General features: G+C 71.4%; 12 protein-coding genes. 4 read left to right on the plus strand and 8 right to left on the minus strand.

All coding sequences use genetic code 11. The annotated features are described in order from the left end of the window. Positions 1–75 precede the first annotated feature (75 nt). From FHT38_RS20750 to FHT38_RS20760, 3 genes are all read right to left on the minus strand, one after another. Positions 76–804 carry a hypothetical protein gene (locus FHT38_RS20750; protein ID WP_183493075.1) on the minus strand — a complete coding sequence of 243 codons (729 nt, stop codon included), beginning with the start codon at positions 802–804 and terminating at the stop codon, positions 76–78. Between the two features lie 70 nt (positions 805–874). Continuing rightward, complete coding sequence (locus FHT38_RS20755) at positions 875–1,582, minus strand: hypothetical protein (protein WP_183493076.1); 708 nt, start codon at positions 1,580–1,582, stop codon at positions 875–877. Beyond that, positions 1,579–2,463, minus strand: a complete 885-nt coding sequence (locus FHT38_RS20760; protein WP_091728273.1) for an EamA family transporter — start codon at positions 2,461–2,463, stop codon at positions 1,579–1,581. The genes FHT38_RS20755 and FHT38_RS20760 overlap by 4 nt, the downstream gene beginning before the upstream one ends. A 367-nt stretch (positions 2,464–2,830) precedes the next feature. Between FHT38_RS20760 and FHT38_RS20765 the strand changes: the two genes are divergently transcribed. After that, entirely contained in the window at positions 2,831–3,115 is a 285-nt protein-coding gene (locus FHT38_RS20765) for a hypothetical protein (RefSeq protein ID WP_091728276.1), read from the plus strand. A gap of 312 nt (positions 3,116–3,427) precedes the next feature. Here the strand turns inward: FHT38_RS20765 and FHT38_RS20770 are convergent, their stop codons facing one another. Then, positions 3,428–3,958 (minus strand): Lrp/AsnC family transcriptional regulator, encoded by a 531-nt coding sequence (locus FHT38_RS20770; RefSeq protein WP_254783520.1) that lies wholly within the window; start codon positions 3,956–3,958, stop codon positions 3,428–3,430. Between the two features lie 307 nt (positions 3,959–4,265). Here FHT38_RS20770 and FHT38_RS20775 point away from each other — a divergent pair, with 307 nt between their 5' ends. The 3 genes from FHT38_RS20775 (at position 4,266) to FHT38_RS20785 (ending at position 9,699) form a co-directional block, all read left to right on the plus strand. Next, positions 4,266–7,826: an indolepyruvate ferredoxin oxidoreductase family protein gene (locus FHT38_RS20775; RefSeq protein ID WP_183493077.1), complete on the plus strand. Its 3,561-nt coding sequence runs from the start codon at positions 4,266–4,268 to the stop codon at positions 7,824–7,826. A gap of 216 nt (positions 7,827–8,042) precedes the next feature. After that, positions 8,043–8,960, plus strand: a complete 918-nt coding sequence (locus FHT38_RS20780) for a DUF2167 domain-containing protein (RefSeq protein WP_147240725.1) — start codon at positions 8,043–8,045, stop codon at positions 8,958–8,960. Between the two features lie 4 nt (positions 8,961–8,964). Further along, entirely contained in the window at positions 8,965–9,699 is a 735-nt protein-coding gene (locus FHT38_RS20785) for a site-2 protease family protein (protein WP_091728295.1), read from the plus strand. 69 nt (positions 9,700–9,768) lie between these two features. Here FHT38_RS20785 and FHT38_RS20790 read toward each other — a convergent pair whose 3' ends face one another. Genes FHT38_RS20790 through FHT38_RS20805 form a run of 4 tightly spaced genes read right to left on the minus strand, consistent with a single transcriptional unit; the run spans position 9,769 to position 19,040 of the window. Then, positions 9,769–11,343, minus strand: a complete 1,575-nt coding sequence (locus FHT38_RS20790; RefSeq protein WP_183493078.1) for an inorganic triphosphatase — start codon at positions 11,341–11,343, stop codon at positions 9,769–9,771. Next, a complete protein-coding gene (locus FHT38_RS20795; protein WP_183493079.1) occupies positions 11,340–13,088 on the minus strand; it encodes an alkaline phosphatase D family protein in 1,749 nt (582 codons plus the stop codon). Before FHT38_RS20795 ends, FHT38_RS20790 begins: the two co-directional genes overlap by 4 nt. After that, complete coding sequence (locus tag FHT38_RS20800) at positions 13,085–17,278, minus strand: alpha/beta fold hydrolase (protein WP_183493080.1); 4,194 nt, start codon at positions 17,276–17,278, stop codon at positions 13,085–13,087. The genes FHT38_RS20795 and FHT38_RS20800 overlap by 4 nt, the downstream gene beginning before the upstream one ends. Continuing rightward, positions 17,238–19,040: a hybrid sensor histidine kinase/response regulator gene (locus FHT38_RS20805; RefSeq protein ID WP_175538365.1), complete on the minus strand. Its 1,803-nt coding sequence runs from the start codon at positions 19,038–19,040 to the stop codon at positions 17,238–17,240. The genes FHT38_RS20800 and FHT38_RS20805 overlap by 41 nt, the downstream gene beginning before the upstream one ends. Between the last annotated feature and the right edge of the window lie 65 nt (positions 19,041–19,105).

Genomic DNA, 19,105 nt, shown 5'->3' on the forward strand with positions numbered 1-19,105 from the left:
GGGAATATCAACACCAGTCAAATACCAATTTGCCGAGAATCGCGGTTCGAAAAGACCGTTATGGAGCCACTTTCGTTACGGCGCGACATCCACCCGCAGTTGCAGTTCCCGCAGTTTCTGCACCTCGGCGTCGCGCGTGCTGTACACGTTGCGGCTGGCGCTCGAGGTCACGCTGCCGGTGCGGGCGATGGTGACCCAGATCCCCAACGGCGCCTGGACGGTGCTGAGCACGTCGGTGCTGGGCCGCTGCTGGGCGTCGGGCAGCGAGGTCCCGTAGGCACCGCCGGATGGCATCTGCGCCTGGTCCGACGCCCGGACTTCGACGTTCACCGGATTGCGGCCGCCCGGCCAGTTGGGCCGCACGACGATGCCGCGCACCCGCTCGGCCAGCCCCTGGCGCGGCACCACCACCACGCGATCGCGCTCGCCCTGCTGGCGGTCCAGCGCGACGTCGACCCACTGGATCGGCGTCGATTCGGTCATCGTGAACGAGGCCTGCGCACCGTTGAGCACCAGCAGGCGCGGGAAAAGTTGCTGGCGCTGCTCGCGGTTCTCGGTGGAGAGCGTCACGCCGCCGCGCGCGGAGACGCTGCCGCCGGTGCTCACGACGGTGCTGCCATCGCGCAGGCCGGCGACGGTGGCGCCGCTGAGCTCCGATTCGACCCAGCGCAGCTCGACCTGCAGGTTCTGCTTCGGGCCCTGCGCGTGGGCGGGCGCCATCAGGGCGGCGCTGGCGCCGAGCAGCGCGGCGGGGAGCGCGACGCGAGACGCGGCGGAAAGGACGAAGCGGCGTGTCGGGTTCATCGCGGCAGCATACGCCGTCGGCCGTCGCGGCCGGGGCCCCCATGCGGCGCGGCCCGGTCTCCGCGAGGGCTCAGCGGTTGAGCGCGCGGCAGCGCTCGATGTCGCAGGCGGTGGGCAGCGCCGAGCGGTACTCGACGACGCTGCCCCAGGCCTTCGGGTCGCGCAGCGCGCAGCGTTCGCCCTTGCCGTTGTCGTAGTAGGACATCGTGTCGACGCAGCGTTTCGAATGCGCCATCAGGCCGAGGAAGTGCCCCATCTCGTGCGACAGCACCATCTGCAGCGTCTGCGCCGCCGGGTGTCTGGGGTTGCGCTCGCGCAGCAGCGCGAACAGGGCCGGCCCGATCGACAGGCTGCGCGCGCCCACGTTGGCCAACGCGAACTGGCCGCGGCTGCCGACGTCGCTCCACAGGATCTGGATGGCGTCCTCCGGCGGCGCCTGGCCGCGCGGCACCGCGATGACGGCGAGCTTGAGCCCGCAGGCGGACCAGGCCTGGGCCGAGCGCGTCACGAGCGCCATCACCTGCGCCTCGCTGAACCATGGCGGCGCGTTGTCGTGCCGATAGGCGAAGCGCAGCGTGCGCGCGGCGATCGGGTGATCGCGCCCATCGCCCCAGGTCTGAAGCTCGCCGGGGCGGCATTCCGCGATTTCCTGGTCGCGCACCGAGGGTGCGGCCGGCGTCTTGCCGGTGTCCGGCGGCACGAACTGGGCGAGCGCCGTGGACGAGGCCAGCACGAGCGCGGCGGCGACACGCGCAGCCGCCGCGGCCGCGGCAGTCATGCGGCGCGCAGCGCGCCGCGCATCCGCGGCCACAGCAGGTTCACCGCCAGGCCGCTCATCACCAGCGCCGCGGCCATCAACTTCCAGGGCGGCAGGCCTTCGCCCAGCAGCAGCGCGGAGCAGCTCATGCCGAAGACCGGGACCAGCAGCGCCATCGGGACGATGGTCGCGGCGGGATGGCGCGAGAGCAGCCAGCTCCAGGCGCCGTACCCGAACAGCGTGTTCCCGACCGCCTGCCAGAGCACGGCGGCCCAGGCGCCGAGGCCGGCGTGCTGGAGCGCCTCGCCCATGCGGGCCGGGCCTTCGACGACGAAGGAGAGCGCGAACAGCGGCGGCGCGGCGAAGGCGCTGCTCCAGACCACGTAGGCGAGCATGTTCACGGAGCCGGCGCGCTTGCCGACGATGTTGCCGCTGGACCAGCTGAAGGCCGCCAGCAGCACCATCGCCAGGCCGAGCACGGTGGTGGTGCCGTCGGTGTGCGACGCGATGACGCCGATGCCGGCCGCGGCCATGGCCAGCGCGAGCCACTGGAAGCCCTGGACGCGTTCGCCGCTCAGGCGCATGGCCAGCAGCAGGGTGAAGAAGACCTGGGTCTGGATGACCAGCGAGGCGAGCCCGGGCGAGATCTGCGAGCGCATCGCCAGGTAGAGCAGGCCGAACTGCCCGACGCCGACCAAGGCGCCATACGCGGCGAGGTTGCGCCAGCCCACCTTGGGCCGCGGCAGGAAGAGGATGGCCGGCAAGGTTGCCAGCGTGAATCGCAGCGCGGCGAACAGCAGCGGCGGGAACGCGTTCAGGCCCCAGCGGATCACGACGAAGTTGCTTCCCCAGATGGCGACCACGGTCAGCGCGAGCAGGAAATGGCGGAGCGGGAGCGTCATGGCGGCCAGGGCGAGCGGGGGGACCGCCGACTATGCCAGCGGGCCCGCGCGGCGGCCCGGTACAGGGACTTGCGATGCCGACCGGTACAGCGGACGTTGCCGGCGCCTGACGAGTTTCAGCCACTTAATATTGACCAGCGCCGGGCTCGAATGCCCGACCGACTTGTTTTCACCGGGCCGCAGCGAGCATGCGGAGGAAGTCCCACTGATTTCAGTTAACCGATATTCATGATGGAATTTCCCCTAGTTCCAGCGATATCCATCGGCATTTAGCGTTGCTCCGCGACTCGAGAAATACGAAGGGGTCGCTCCTGGCGCCGCCATCCCGGCGGCCTTCAATATCGACAGGATTCATAGGAGAACGCATATGTTGACGATGGAACTCTCCCAAGCCGGATTCCGCGAACTGTCTGCGGAGGAAATCGACAGCGTGGCCGGCGGCTGGGACACGCAAGCGGCCGTCCAAGGGGCCTGGGCCGGTGCGGTCGGGACCGGCATCGCCGGGGGAATCACCGGCGCGGTGCTGGGCCCCGGCGCGGCATTTGGTTTCGGCGTCGGGTTCATCGCGGGCGGCATCGGCGGCTTCATCGGCGGCGGGCTGTTCAGCGGCGGCCTCAGCTCCGAGCGCCAAATCTCCCACGCGCAGCAGTGAAGCACATCGTGGCCGACAAGCCAGTTTCCGCGACGACGCTGTCGCCGCGTTGGCTGGTCAGGTCGGTGAGCCTGATCGCCATCCTCCAACCGGTCGTCCAACGCGGTTTGTTCGGAGATTGGCCCACACTACCCTCCTGGGCGTTGACGGTTTTCTGCACGGCCCTCTTGCTCAGCCTGATCGCCTGGACGGCAGGCGGGTTTGAGAAACGTGGCTAGAAACCACCCGGCGGTCGTCGAGTATTCGACGACCGCATTTCCCATTCACCGGAAGTAAAGTGGACAGATATGCCGGAAGTTTCTCCGCCGTCGCTCATCCCTTCGGTTTCAAATGCCCGAGCGGTAATGCGCCGCCGGCCTTTACTTCACCGAGCGAGAAACTCGTGTGGATATCTTTCACGTTCGGCAGGTTCAGCAGCGTGTCGATCGAGAACCGGCTGAACGCATCCAGGTCGGTCGCCATGACCTCGAGCTCGAAGGTGCCCGCGCCGCTGATGTAGTGGCAGGCGATCACCTCCGGCAGCTGCCGGATCGCCTCCTCCAGCTCCTTCGTCGCGGCGCCGTTGTTGCGGTCCGCGTCCACCCGCACGAACGCGAGCACGCCCAGGCCCAGCCGGCGGCGGTCGATCTCCGCGCGGTAGCCGGTGATGAAGCCCTGCTCCTCCAGCCACCGCACCCGCCGCCACGTCGGCGCCGGCGACAACCCGATGCGCGCCGCCAATTCGGCGTTGGACAACCGCGCCTCGCGCTGCAGTTCGGCCAGGATCGCCACGTGATACCGGTCGAGTTCCCCGTTCGGCGCCCCGCCATTCAATCCATTCGACCCACCGATCGACCCACCGATCGACCCGCCCGGCCCCACCCCGTCCGCGGCGTCGTCGCCGCCCGGCGACCCTGCCGGCACCCTCATGGTTTTCCCTGATGCGCCATTTTTCGATGCCATACGAACTCCTTGAACCGGTTCGGGAAAGATTCTTGCTCAAACAGCCCGCGACGGCGGAGAACTAGCAAACACTCGCCGGGCATTGTTTCCTACACTGTTCGCTGCGTTTTCCGCGCGCGCCCATACTGGCGACGCGTCGGCAGCCACGGCACACGGCCCCGCCACAAGCGGGGACCGGAGGTCAGCCACCCATCAGGAGACTCCCCGCATGAACGCCCCCTTGCCCGAACACATCCTGCGCGCCCTGGAGAAGGTCACGCTGGATGACAAATACGCACTCGACGAGGGCCGCGCCTTCATGAGCGGCGTCCAGGCGCTGGTCCGCCTGCCGATGCTGCAACGCACCCGCGACGCCATCGCCGGCCTGAACACCGCCGGCTTCATCTCCGGCTACCGCGGCTCCCCGCTGGGCGGCTACGACCAGGCCCTGATGGCCGCCAAGAAGCACCTGGCCAAGCAGAACATCGTCTTCCAGCCCGGCGTCAACGAGGAACTCGGCGCCACCGCCGTCTGGGGCACCCAGCAGATGGCGCTGTTCCCCGAGAAGGCCAAATTCGATGGCGTCTTCGGCATGTGGTACGGCAAGGGCCCCGGCGTCGACCGCTGCATCGACGTCTTCAAGCACGCCAACATGGCCGGCACCAGCAAGCATGGCGGCGTGATCGCGATCGCCGGCGACGACCACATCGCCAAGAGCTCCACCGCCGCCCACCAGAGCGACCACGTCTTCAAGGCGGTCGGCTTCCCGGTCTTCTTCCCGTCGAGCGTCCAGGACATCCTCGACATGGGCCTGCACGCCTTCGCGATGAGCCGCTTCTCGGGCCTGTGGTCCGGGCTCAAGACGATCCAGGAGATCGTCGAGTCCTCCAGCAGCGTCTCCATCGATCCCGACCGCGTCGACATCGTGCTGCCCACCGACTTCCAGATGCCCCCGGGCGGCCTGCACATCCGCTGGCCCGATCCGCCGCTGGACCAGGAGGCCCGGATGATGGACTTCAAGTGGTACGCCGCCCTCGCCTACGTCCGCGCGAACAAGCTCAACCACAACGTCATCAGCACGCCCAACGACCGCATCGGCCTGATCGCCTCCGGCAAGGCCTGGAACGACACCCGCCAGGCGCTGCACGACCTGGGCCTGGACGACGACAGCTGCCGCCGCCTGGGCATCCGGCTGCACAAGGTCAACGTCGTGTGGCCGCTGGAAGCCACCATCACCCGCGACTTCGCCACCGGGCTGCAGGAAATCCTCGTCATCGAGGAGAAGCGCCAGATGATCGAGTACCAGCTCAAGGAAGAGCTGTACAACTGGCGCCCCGACGTCCGCCCGAACGTGCTGGGCAAGTTCGACGAGTCCGACGGCGACCGCAGCGGCGGCGAATGGAGCCAGCCCAACCCCAGCAGCAACTGGCTGCTGCGCCCGCAGGCGGACCTGACGCCGGCCATCATCGCCCGCGCCATCGCCAAGCGCCTGAAGAAGCTGGGCGTGGACGCCGACACGGCCGCGCGCCTGGACTCGCGCGTCGCGCTGATCGACGCCAAGGAGCAGTCGCTCAAGAGCGAGGAGAAGACCGCCGGCGGCGCCGACCGCACGCCCTGGTTCTGCTCCGGCTGCCCGCACAACACCAGCACTCGCGTGCCGGACGGCTCGCGCGCCGTCGGCGGCATCGGCTGCCACTACATGGTCACCTGGATGCCAGGCCGCAACACCGCGACCTTCACCCAGATGGGCGGCGAAGGCGTGCCCTGGGTGGGCCAGGCGCCGTTCACCGACGAGAAGCACATCTTCAGCAACCTCGGCGACGGGACCTACTTCCACAGCGGCATCCTGGCGATCCGCCAGTCCATCGCCGCCGGCGTGAACATCACCTACAAGGTGCTCTACAACGACGCCGTCGCGATGACCGGCGGCCAGCAGGTCGGCGAGCGCCCCGAGGGCCACAGCGTCACGCAGATCATGAACAGCCTGATCAGCGAAGGCGTCGCCAAGCTGGTCATCGTCACCGACGAGCCGGAGAAGTACGACGGCAAGCCGCTCGCGGCCGGCGTGACCGTGCATCACCGCGACGAGCTCGACGCCATCCAGCGCCAGTTCCGCGAGATCCCCGGCACCACGGTCATCATCTACGACCAGACCTGCGCCACCGAGAAGCGCCGCCGCCGCAAGCGCGGCAAGCTGGTCGACCCGGCCAAGCGCACCGTCATCAACGAGTTGGTCTGCGAGGGCTGCGGCGACTGCTCGGTGCAGTCGAACTGCCTGTCGGTCGAGCCGCTCGAGACCGAGTTCGGCCGCAAGCGCCAGATCAACCAGAACACCTGCAACAAGGACTTCAGCTGCGTGAAGGGCTTCTGCCCGAGCTTCGTCACCATCGAGGGCGGCGAACTCAAGAAGCCGAAGAAGGACAAGCGCGTCAGCCCCTTCGACGCCTCGCTGCCGACGATCCCGCAGCCGCTGGTGCCCAACCCGGTCGAGGCCTGGGGCATCGTCGTGGCCGGCGTCGGCGGCACCGGCGTGATCACGATCGGCCAGCTGCTGGGCATGGCCGCCCACCTGGAGGGCAAGGGCGTCGTCACGCAGGACGCCGCCGGCCTGGCGCAGAAGGGCGGCGCGACCTGGAGCCACATCCAGATCGCCAACTCGCCGGACGCGATCTACTGCACCAAGGTCGGCACCGCCGAGGCGGACCTGGTCATCGCCTGCGATTCCATCGTCGCCGCCAACAAGACGACGCTGGCCGTGATGCGCGAGGGCCGCAGCTTCGTCGCGCTGAACACGCACGGCTCGCCCACCGCCACGCTGGTCAACGACGCCAACTGGTCCTTCCCCGGCGCCGCCTGCGAGGCCGCGGTGCAGAAGGCCGTCGGCGCGCCGCACCTGGGCATGTTCGACGCGGAAGAGGTCGCGGTGAAGCTGCTGGGCGACTCGCTGTACACCAACCCGCTGATGCTGGGCTTCGCCTGGCAGAAGGGCCGCGTGCCGCTGAGCCATGCCGCGCTGATGCGCGCCATCGAGCTCAACGGCGTGCAGGTCGACAACAACAAGGCCGCCTTCGAATGGGGCCGTCGCTGCGCCCATGACCTGGCCGCGGTGCAGTCGCTGTTCGCGGCGCAGCAGGTGATCAACTTCGTCAAGCGCCAGGGCGTGGACGAGCTGATCGCCAAGCGCGTCGAGTTCCTGACCGACTACCAGAACGCCGCCTACGCCGAGCAGTACCGGACCTTTGTCGAGAAGGTCCGTCAGGCGGAGCAACCGGTGGGCGGCACACGGCTGACCCAGGCCGTCGCGCGCTATCTCTTCAAGCTGATGGCCTACAAGGACGAGTACGAGGTCGCCCGCCTGCACACGGACACGAAGTTCCTCGACAAGATCAAGGGTCAGTTCGAAGGCGACTTCAAGGTCGTGCACCACCTGGCCCCGCCGATGCTCGCCACGAAGAACGACAAGGGCGAGCTGCAGAAGCGCCCCTTCGGCGGCTGGGTGCGTCCGGCCATGGGCGTGCTGGCGAAGATGAAGGGCCTGCGCGGCACCGCCTTCGATCCGTTCGGCCACACCGAGGAACGCAAGATGGAGCGCCAGCTGATCGCCGACTACCGCGCGACGATCGAGGCCATCCTGGCCAAGGGCCTGAGCGCCGAGCGCCTGCCGGTGGCCGTCGACCTGGCCCGCATCCCGGAGGACATCCGCGGCTACGGCCACGTCAAGGAACGCCACGTCAAGGCCGCCCGCCTGAAGTGGGAGCAGCTGAAGCAGCAGTGGCAGAACGCGGCGTGACCCGCCGAGCCTGAGCGGCGGACCACCCGGTCCGCCCGACCACCGACACGGCCCGCCCGGGGGACACCCCGGCGGGCCGTGTGTCTTTTGTCACCCTGGGCGCAAGGCGACGCCCCCGGAAGGGGGAGGTGCGTCTTTTTCGATGGCCCACATCGATAGACTCGCACCCCTCGGCCCGCCAGAGGCCGTGCATCCGTCCGTTTCGAGGGAGTCCCCATGCTTGCCACCACCCCCGCCCGCGCCCTGCGGGCCTTCGCCGCCGCCCTGCTGGGCGCGCTGTCCCTGGTCACCGCGCCGGTCTGGGCGCAGGCCGGCGAGAACGAATTCGCCAAGGTCATCGCCGCCGCGCAGAACGACATCGTCAAGGGCCCACAGGACATCAAGCTGTCCACCCAGGCCGTGCTGCACCTGCCCGAGGGCAAGGTCTACGTGCCGCAGCCGCATGCGGCCAAGCTGATGCACGCGATGGGCAACCCGGGCGACTACAGCGACCTGGAGGGCGTGGTGTTCCCGCGCGGCGACGGCGAGTGGTTCGCGACGCTGCGCTTCGAGAAGTCGGGCTACATCAAGGACGACGACGCCAAGCACTGGGACGCCGCCGACATGCTCAAGAGCTTCAAGGAAGGCACCGAGGCCAGCAACGAGGAGCGCAAGAAGATGGGCGGCCGCGCGCTGGAGATCACCGGCTGGGCGCAGCAGCCGACCTACGCGGCCGACACCCACCGGCTGGTGTGGGCGATGAAGTCGCGCGAGGTGGGCGCGCCGGCCGACGAGCCGCTGGGCGTCAACTACAACACCTATGCGCTGGGCCGCGAGGGCTACATGTCGCTCAACCTGGTCACCGGCCTGAACGACCTGCCCAAGTACCAGGGCGATGCGCAGCAGCTGCTGGGCGCGCTGGAGTTCAACGACGGCAAGCGCTACGCCGACTTCAACGCCAGCACCGACCACGTGGCCGAATACGGCCTGGCCGCGCTGGTGCTGGGCGTCGGCGCGAAGAAGCTGGGCCTGCTGGCGGTGATCGGCGCCTTCTTCCTGAAGTTCGCCAAGGTCATCCTGCTGGCGGGCGTGGCCTTCGGCGGCGCGATCCTGAAGCTGTTCGGCCGCAAGAAGTCCGAAGCTGCGGAGTCCTGAGGCGATGACCAAGCTGCTGTTGCTGCTGCTGTCGGGCGCCAAGCTGAGCAAGCTGCTGCTCAGCGGCGGCACGATGCTGCTGTCGGTGCTGCTCTACGCCTGGGTCTACGGCTGGCGCTACGCGGTGGGTTTCGTCGCGCTGATGTTCGTGCACGAGATGGGCCACTTCATCGCCGCGCGCCAGAAGGGCCTGGACGTCGGGCTGCCGACCTTCATTCCCTTCGTCGGCGCCTGGGTCGAGCTCAAGCACATGCCCCACGACGCGCAGACCGAGGCCTACATCGGCCTGGGCGGGCCGCTGCTGGGCACTGTCGGCGCCACCGTCTGCTACCTGCTGGCGCGGAGCTGGAACCTGGACTGGCTGCTGGCGGTCTCGTATGCCGGCTTCTTCCTGAACCTGTTCAACCTGATCCCGCTGTCGCCCTTCGACGGCGGCCGGATCACCGCGGTGCTGTCGCCGCGGATCTGGTTCGCCGGCGTGCCGGTGCTGGTCGGGCTGTTCCTGTACCGGCCCAGCCCGATGCTGCTGCTGATCGCGCTGATGGCGGGCCCGCAGCTGGTCAAGGCCTGGAAGTACCGCAGCGACAGCGACGAGGCGCTCACCTACTACGCGGTCCCGTCGCGCGTGAAGTGGGAGTACGCCGCCTACTACATCGGCCTGGCGGCCTTCCTCGCGGTGATGACGCACGACGTCCACGAGATGCTGGGCGCCGCGCGGCACCTGGGTGGAAGCGCCTGACGACGCGTCCGCTCGGACGGCTCGGTCCGGCGCGCTGGGTCCGCCCGGTGCGCCCGGGAGCCTCTCCCTCTAGTTCTTCCCCTTGGAGGGCTTGGCCGGCGTCGCGGGCTTGACGGCCCGCACCGCCTTGCGCGCCTTCTCCATCGCCTGCCGCTGGCGGGGCCGCAGCCAGCCCAGCGAGAACCCCGCTTGCGCCGCGGCGGGCACGTCGCCGCTGGCCATCGCCATCGCCAGCTGCTCGCGGGCCTGCGCGAGGCCGACCTCGAGGTCGTTCAGCGCGCCCAGCCGCTGAGCGGCCTCATGGACGCGCGCGAGCAGCTTGCCGCGCGCCTCGAATTCCTTCTTCGACAGCCGCCGCCCCGCCGCGCCACCGGGCACGGCGGCGCTCAGTTCCAGCGCCAGCCGCAGGCGACGCAAGCGGCGACGCAGGTGATGCCGGCCCTCGGCATCGAGGCGGTCGAAGCGCCGGATCTGCTTGTCCACGGCCGCGCGCCATTGGGCGATGCGCTCGTGGACGCCGTCCAGGCCCGGCGCCTCGCCGCTCGCCGGATCCAGAACCGGTCGCGCCAGCCAGCCGATGACCGCGAGCATCCAGCCCTGGACCTCGCGCGTCAGCAGCAGGCCGGCCACGTCGGCCGGTGGCGCCTCGGGCGTCGTCGTCGCCGCGGACGGGCGCTCGGCGCGCCAGGCGGCCAGCAGTTCCTGGCGCCATGGCGCCTCGGCCTGCGCGTCGGCGTCGCGCGCCGCGGTGAGCCGGCGCGACAGCTGCCCGGCGCCTTCGGCGAGCGCCAGCATCGCCGGCTCGTCCTCGCGGGCGAGCAGCCGCAGGCCGACCCGTAGCCGGCGCAGGCCGACGCGCATTTGATGCAGGTGTTCCGGCAGATGGCGACCGCTCGCGATCTGCGAGGCATTGCCGACCACCGGCTCGAGGCAGGCGCGCAGCAAGGTGCCCAACGCCGCCTCGCGGGACTGGCCCTCGGTCCAGCGCAGGGGCCTGGACGCGGCCACCGGCGCGACCTCGGCCTGGCGCGCGAGCAGGTCGCCGCGCAGCGCCTTGGTGCGCAGTTCCAGCGACAGCCCGAAGCGCTCGATCGCCCACACCCGCGCGACCTCCAGCACCGCGCGCGGCTGGCCGCTCTTGAGCTCGATCTCCAGCTCGGCCACCGGCGTGCGCCGGAGCGCGTCGCCCTCGCCGGCGAGCAGCGCGCCCTGGTCGAGCGCGAGTTCGACCACGCCATGCCGCGTGCGCAGCGTCCGGCTGAGGCGGGTGATGTCGGTGCGGAACAGCGCCTGCAGCGCGCCGGCTGGGAGCGTGTCGACCAGCGCCTGCAGCGCCTGTCCGGCGGGATGGTCGGCATGTCGCGCGACATCCAGCGCCGGCGTCGCGTCGCCCAGCGCGACGTTGTGTTCGAGGCGGGTCATGCCGTCCGGCGCGGCGCCCTTGAGCGTCTGCACCCAGGCCTCGCCTTCGCGTCGCAGGCGCAAGGCGAAGCCGGCCCGTGCCAGGTCGCGGGCCGGCGTGTCGAAGTAGATGGCCTGCAGCCGTTCTTCCGTGGCCGGCGACTGGGCGCTGCCGGCGACCCAGCGGCGGACGGCGGTCGATTGCGATGCGGGGATCTGGAAGCGCAGCTCGATTTCGGTCATCCGGCAGTGTCGCACGCAGGCCATGACAGCCGCCCGTCGGGCGCCGCCCGCGCGGGTCCGGCCCGATCGAACCAGAGATCGACGCCGCCCTGGCTCGCGCGCAGCACCGCGAAGCCGTCGCCGGGATGGTCGTGCCAGGCGCCGACCACGCAGCGCAGGCGCCGCCCGCCGGGCTCGACGAACTCGAACGCGTCCGGCGCGGCCAGCTCCTCCGCCGCGGTGACCGCGAACGGCCAGGGCGCGTAGAGCGCGGAGCTGTGGACCGAATGGAGCTGCACCGGCGCGCGGTCCTCGCCGTCCACCGCCTCGATCCGCGCGCTCAGCCAGCCGGAGCGGTGCTCGTCGCCGGAGAGGAACACCAGGCCGGTCGCGCGCTGCCGCCAGATCGCGCCGAGCAATTCATGCAGGCTGTGCGGATAACCGTCCCAGGCGTCGGAGCGCAGGCAGCTCGCCGGATGCTCGGCCGTCGCGCGGCGACGCGGCAGCGGCAGCGAGCCCGACAGCAGGAAACGCGGCCGCCCCCGCGTGCGGCCGAGCCAGTCCTCGAAGGCATCGCGCTGCGCGATCGACCACAGGCGCGCGGTCGACCAGTTGGCGACCCGACGCGCCTCGCGTTCGCCGCGGGCGTCGGCGATGAAGAAGGCGGCGCCGCGCCAGTCGAATTCGTGCCACATCAGGCCCGGTCCGCCGACACGGGCGCCGGCTTCCCAGCGGTGATCCCAGGCCGCCTGCCGCGCGACATCGAACCACGGCCCCTTGCCCCCATGGCTCGCGCCCCGCGTCGGCTCCCAGTTGTCGACGATCTCGTGATCGTCGGGCGCGTGCACCAGGCGCTCGACGGTGGGCGGAAGCAACCGTATCGGCCCCGCCTTGAACTCCCCATAAGCGCGCCCGTAGCGCTCGACGCCGCTGCGCGAGTCCGCCAGCCCGCCGCTCGCATCCGCGTAGATCTGGTCGCCGGCGAACAGCACCAGCGAGCAGGCCTGCCCCCGCGCCGTCGACCGCGTGAAGCGATGCAGCCGCGCCAGCGACGCGAGCGCCGGCCCCGCCTCGTCGGCGTCGAGCTCCCAGCCCGGGCTCACATCGAGCAGCCCCGGCGGGTACTGGCAGGCCGCGAGCACGAAGCAGAGGTCGACGTCGCCGGAGGCGCTCGCGTCCGGCGCATCCGGCGCGTCCGGCGACGGCACGAACCCATGGGCCCAGCGGTGCGGCGGCAGGGCCAGGAGCTGTTCCAGCGCGCCCTCGACCTGCGCCTGCAGCTCGTCCTTGCCCAGTTCGTGCATGACGCCGCGATGCGCGCCCTCCATCGCCAGTGCGCGCGGCTCCAGGTACAGCGCCAGGAGGAGCAGGCCGCTCAGGTCGATGTCGATGTCGATGTCGTTGTCGATGTCGGAATCAAGGTCGAGCACCGGCGCACCGCCGGTCGGGCCTTGGCTTGGCGAGGCCGGAAAGTGCTCGACATCGACCACACCGCGCCACGGCTCGCCGGGCCGCCCGATGCCCGGCGGCACGAAGGCCTCCAGCCGCCAGGGCAGCGGCAGGCGCTCATAGTCCCAGCCGCCGCGCCAGCGCATCGGCACCCAGAGCAGCCAGTGCGGCCAGCCGCGCTCCGGCCGCAACGCGGTCAGCAGGGGCACCCGGCCGTTCACCGGCGCCGCGCGCTCGACGCGATGGCCGGGTGCCTCGGCGCCGATCAGCAGGCCGCTGATGGCGGTCCGGGCGGTGCGGTGTCTCGCGCCGCTCATGGCGGGGACTCCTCGGCGAGGAAGGCCAGCACATGCGGGAACACCAGCGTCGCCACATGGCGCCCGATCAGGCAGTCCTGATGGCCATGGCCGGCGATCACGCGATAGCGGTAGCGGCCCGGCGCGGCCTGGTCGTAATGGTCCTTGAGCAGCTCGGCGCTGTCGGCGCTGCACAGCCCGTTGTCCTCGCCGTGCAGCGACAGCACCGGGAAGGCCTGCAGCAGCGCCAGGCTCTTGGCCAGGCTGTCGAGGTAGAGGCTCGCGCCCTGCCAGTCGGTGATCTCGTGGCAGCGCGCGAAGTGGATCGCCTGCGCGACGGTGTCCATGTTCAGCGGCCCGAAGTGGTCGTCGATGAAGTCCAGCACCGGCTGGTCGACATTCGCGGCCGCGAAGTCGCGCCCGTAGAGCAGGTCCATGCGGTGCCGCGTCGCCGTCCACGGCGTGCGGCGCATGCGCCAGGGCGGCCACGGCGGCGGGTTCTCGAGGTCGAACTCCCGGTCCGGATACGGCAGGCTGGCCAGCAGGCGGTCGAGCAGCTGGTCGACCAGCGTCGGCGGGCCCTCGGGCCGGAAGGTGTAGCCGCCCATCGGCAGGTAGGGCCGCAGGTACTGCATCAGCACGCCGCGCAGGCTGTTGGTCGGCGACATCACCATCAGCGGCGTCACCTGCGAGATCACCAGCTTCGCGATCCGGTCCTTCAGCAGCGCGCGCAGCGGATGGTGGCGCTCCCAGGGCTGCTCGCGCGGCTCCAGCAGCGCCATGTGCAGCATCACCGAGCCCATGCAGTGCGCGAAGACGTTCAGGCGCCGATGCCCGGTCTCGCGCAGCACGCGGTCCACGGCCAGCGGGATGTCGTTGAACGCGGACTCCTCGAAGGTCCAGGGCAGCGTCGCCGTGGGCAGGCCGGCGCTGGTGCGCATGTCCAGCACCCACACGTCGTGCCCCGCGTCCCACAGCAGCTTGGCCGGCCCGGGCCTCACCGAGTGGTGGGCGAAGGTCGTGCCGCTGGCGCTGTAGCCATGGATCATCAGCATCGGCACGCCACCCGGGCGGGCGTAGCGCGTCAGGCGGATGAGCACCGGGCGGTCGTCGTCGGCGCGCGGCGGGCGGTCCAGGTCCTGGCGTTGCGCGCCCGCGTCGCCCCAGCGGCCCGCGGCCATCTCGATCACCACCGGCTCCGGCAGCCCCGGCACCGCCCCCGGCAGACGCGAGACGCGCCGCGGCGGCGCTTCGTCGGGTTTGCGGAAGGTCCAGGCATGCAGCCCGATGGTCATCCGCGCGATGTAGGCCATCAGCGCGCCGACATCGCGCACCGCAGACGGGACGTCCCGAGCCTGACGCACGCGCAGCAGCGGCAGGCGCTCGCGGGCGAGGTGATGCAGGTCGACCGTCAGCGTGATCGCGCGCGCGCCCGGCGGCGGCGCCAGGCCCGCAACCGGCGTCAGGACCATGCGGCTCAGCTGCGTCCACGGATTGCCGCGCCGGGTGTAGCTGATGCGCTTGCAGCCGTGCAGGTCCTGGCCGCGCAGCGCGGCCGCCCAGGCCGGCAGCTCGGCCGCGGGATCGACGCGCACCCGATAGCGCATCAGGCGCGCCTCGCCCGCATGACCGGCGAGATGCCAGGCGTTGACCGCCCGCGCGCGCAGCCCCGCCCGGGCCGCGCCCGGAGCCTTCGGCGCGGCGCGTCGTCCGGCCCAGTCGACCAGGCCCTGCCAGCTGTCGCGGATGCCGCGGTTGATCGCCCAGGCCCAGAGCCCGCGTGCATGTCGGCGCAGCGGGCCCGAGGCCTCGCGCTGGAACAGCGTCAACTCGCCGTCGGCCAGCGGCACGCTGAACAGCGCGTGATCGTCGCCGTGCTCCTCGTGCGGCCAGAGCCGGCCGTCGCCGGCCTTCGGGCCGACGATCTCGAAGCCGCCCGAGCGCTTCTCGCTCGCCTCGAAGACGCGCAGCCGGCTGCCCGGCGCGACCACCAGCCGGCGCTCCGGCCCCGGCCGCAGCAGCGCGGCCAGCATGGCCGGCCGATAGACGACGCACAGCTCCAGGTACTTCACCGGCGAGCCGGGCGCGCCGGGCCAGCGGACGAAACCGCCGAGGCGCTCGCGCACCTCGATGACGGTGTCGCGCGGCGCGGCGCCATCGGCGGCGACGCGGTCGGCGGTGCGATCGGACGCGCGATCGGCAGTGGATCGCTCGCCGGCGAGTCGGTCGGTGGTGGCGGGACCGCGAGCGGCTCGATCGTGGGCGGTTCCATCAGGCGCGGAGGGCGTCGCAGGGGCGCGCTCATGGGACAGGTCCCGGAACACCGGCCGCTCGCGCTCGCGCCGCTGGGCGACCGGCGACGGCCCGCCCAGCCCCCAGGCCGCCACCAGGTGGTCGAGCGCGCGCTGCGCGAGCGCGCTGATCGTCAGCGCCGGATTGATCGCCAGCGAGCCCGGCACGATCGCGCCGTCGAGCACGACGAGCCCGTCATGCACCGCCTCGCCATCGCCGGCGAAGACCTGGCCGATCGCGTTGACGACACCATCGGTGCCGCGGTCGCCCATCGCGCAGCCGCCCAGCGGATGGACGCTGACCATGGGGCCGCGCGCATCGTTCGCGAGGAAGGCCATCTCCGGCGGCAGCAGCTGCCACAGCGGATTGCGCAGCAGGCGCGCGCCCTGCGCGGCGAGGCGGCGCTGCAGGGCCTCGTGGCGGCGGACGACCGCGGGTTCGTCGCGCAGGCTCGGCCAGTCGACCTGCAGCCCGCCCGGTTCCGCGAAGCCCTCGGGCCGCACCAGCCGTCCGGTGCCGCTGTCACGGCCGACGATCGCGAGCGGCAGCTGCCGCGCCGTCGTGGACGGCCGCACGGCGAAGGGGTCGTCGAAGTCGGCGCGTTCCTCATGCGGGCCCGCGTTCGGCCGCGCCAGCGCATCCAGCGTCGCGGCCAGCGCGAAGCCTTCCTCGAAGATCGGCCGGAGCGCGCCCGGGATCGCGAGGTCCTCGACGACATGGTCCGGCCCCGCGTCCAGCACGCCGGTGATGGTCGGGCCCACCTGCCGCGATGCGGGCGGCTGGTCCTCGTCGGCGACGGCGTGGACCGCGCGCGGCCAGTCGTGGCCGACCGCGATCGCGTCGCCGTTGGCGGAAAACGCCTGGCCCAGCATCCGCGACAGCGGCAGGCCACGGTCGCGCGCGCTCATCAGGATCTCGGTCGAGCCCAGCGACCCGGCCGCCAGCACGACCCGGCGCGCGATCACCTCGAAGGGCGCGCCCTGCCGATCGCGCAGCAGCTCGTCGGTGTGCTGCACGGCCACGCGCCAGCCGGCGCCGGGTACCGCCTCGAGCCCTTCGACGCTGGCGCCGCAGACCAGCTCCGCGCCCTGCCGCCAGGCCCGCAGCAGCAGCCCGGTGTCCAGCGACAGCTTGGCCTCGTGGTTGCAGCCGGTCGCGCAATCGCCGCAGGCGAGGCAGGGCCGGTGCGCCCAGTCCGCCGCGCCGCGCGGCGCCGCGTCCATGGCGACCTGCAAGCGCGCCGCCCGCGTGCGCGCCGGGTCCAGCGCCCGCAGCGCGTCCAGCCGGCGGCGCGCGGCCTCGGGCCGCTGGACGCGCAGCCGCTCGATCGTGTTGTCTCCCTGGGCGTCGCGCACGCCCAGCAGCCGCTCGGCGCGCTCGAACCACGGCGTCATGTCCTCGTCGAGGAAGGCCTGCGGCCAGCCGGGCTCGCGGAACACCGCCGGATCGGGCCGCTCCATCACGCCCGCGTTGATCAGCGAGCCGCCGCCCAGGCCATTGGCCAGCGCGACGCAGACATCCGGTCCCAGCCGCACATCGAAGAGCCCCTCGCGACGGCCCATCGGCGCGGAGGCGCCGGCCCGCGCGAGCCGCACATGCCCGGGCAGGTCGGCGAAGCGGCTGGGGAAGGCGCCGGGCAGGTACTCCCGGCCGCGCTCCAGCACCACGACCTCGAGGCGCCGGCCGTCCGCGTCGCGGCGACCCGCGAGCGCCTGCGCGGCGGCCGCGCCCCCATAGCCGCTGCCGACGATGAGCACGTCCACGGCGGCCGGGCCGGGCGCGGGCGCGGGCGCGCCCAGCCGCTCGACCATCCAGTCCTCCAGCGGGCGCGACAGCCAGCGCGTGCCCAGCGGCCGTTCCCGGCCGGCGGCGGCACCGTCAGACGGGGCTGGCGGCGCCTCCTCGAACGGACGAGACATCGACACCCTCCCTGCGGTACTCGGCCAGCGCGGCCTGCATCGCGTTGATCAGCAGCTCTTCGGTGACCGGCTTGTGCAGCAGCGTCAAGCCGGCCTCGTGGGCCTCGCGCAGCCGCTCCGGCGCGGTGTCGCCGCTGACGATCAGCGCCGGCAGGCCGGGGAAGGCGCTGCGCAGCGAGCGCACGGCGCTGATGCCGTCCTCGCCGCCGCGCAGCCGGAAGTCGGTCAGCAGCAGGTCCGGCTGCTGGCCCATGCTCTTGAGCAGGCCTTCCCGCGTGCTGCCCGCCAGCAGCACCTGGCAGCCGTGCGCGCTCAGCAGCGCATGCATGGCCACGCGCACCGGCTCCTCGTCGTCGATCACCAGTACCCGCATCGGCGGCAGCGCCGGGCCCTGTCTGGGCGCCGCGCCGGGCCGCACCAGCGCAATGTCGGCGGCCGTCACGTTCAGCATGAAGCTGGAGCCATGCCCCGGCGCCGATCGCAGCCCCAGGTGCAGGTCCAGCAGGTCGACCAGTCGGGTGACGATGGACAGCCCCAGGCCCAGGCCCTTGGCGCGGTCGCGCTCCGGATTCCCGACCTGGTAGAACTCCTCGAAGATGCGCTGCTGCTCGTGCTCGGGAATGCCCATGCCGGTGTCGCGCACCGACAGGCGCCAGACTTCCTCGTCCTGGCCGCGGTTGACCTCGATGGCCACCTCGCCGCGCATCGTGTACTTGATGGCGTTGTCGATCAGGTTGCGCACCACGCGCTCCAGCAGCACCGGGTCGCTCTCGACGCAGGCCTCGGGCGGGCAGTCCAGGCGCAGCAGCAGCTGCTTGCGCAGCGCGGCCGGCTGGAACTCCCGCTGCAGCCGGCCCAGCCAGGGCTGCAAGGCGAAGACCTGGTTGTTCACCGGCACGACGTTGGCATCCAGCTTGGAGATGTCCAGCAGCGCGTCCATCTGCGAAGACAGCGACTGCAGCGCCAGGTTCATCTGCGTCACGATGACGCGGCCTTCGTCGTCCATCGGCCGCTTGTCCAGCGCCGCGCCGAACAGCGACAGCGTGTGCATCGGCTGGCGCAGGTCGTGGCTGGCCGAGGCGAGGAAACGCGTCTTGGCCGCCATCGCGGACTCCGCCTGCGACAGCGCCTGGCGCAATTGCTGGTTGCTCTTGTTCTGCTGCAGCCGGATCAGCACCGACTCGGCGAACACGCGGTAGGTGTCGCGCGCCAGGCCGGTCAGGATGACGCCGAAAAAGACGATCAGCGCCGACAGCACCCAGTCGAGCCAGCGGTGCTGCTCGCCGGGCTGGTGGAAGAGGCCCCACGCGAGCGCATTGGCCAGCGTCACCGGCCACAGGAAGACCTGGAACACGACGCGATGGCCGGCGGTCGTCGCGACCGCGCCGGCGCACAGGCCCAGCAGCACGATGGTCTGCACCATCCGTTGGAAATCGCTCAGGTGCGGCGCGGCGACCAGCGACACGCTGAAGACCAGGCCGTTGGCCAGGCTCAGCCAGATCGCCCAGTCCAGGCGCTGCTCGAGGGGGCGCTCATGCATCTCGGGCAGCCGGCCCAGCACGACCCAGCGCGCCGCCAGCACCACGAAGACCACGCCCAGCCAACCGTAGGCCAGCCACGGCGACATCACCTGCGCCGCCATCATCGCCATCATCAGCGCGGCGATGCTCACCGGATACGGGACGCGGCGGCCCTGCTTGCCGATCAGGCGCAGCAGTTCGAGCTCGACGCTCGCCTGCTCGGCGCTGCGCTCACCCGCCATGACCGGAGGGGGCAGCGCCTGGCCGCTGCCGCGAGTGGAGATGCATGGGTTGTGTAAGGCTTGTA

The organism is Mitsuaria sp. BK041, from assembly GCF_014193085.1.
In the GTDB taxonomy this organism is placed as follows: domain Bacteria; phylum Pseudomonadota; class Gammaproteobacteria; order Burkholderiales; family Burkholderiaceae_C; genus Roseateles.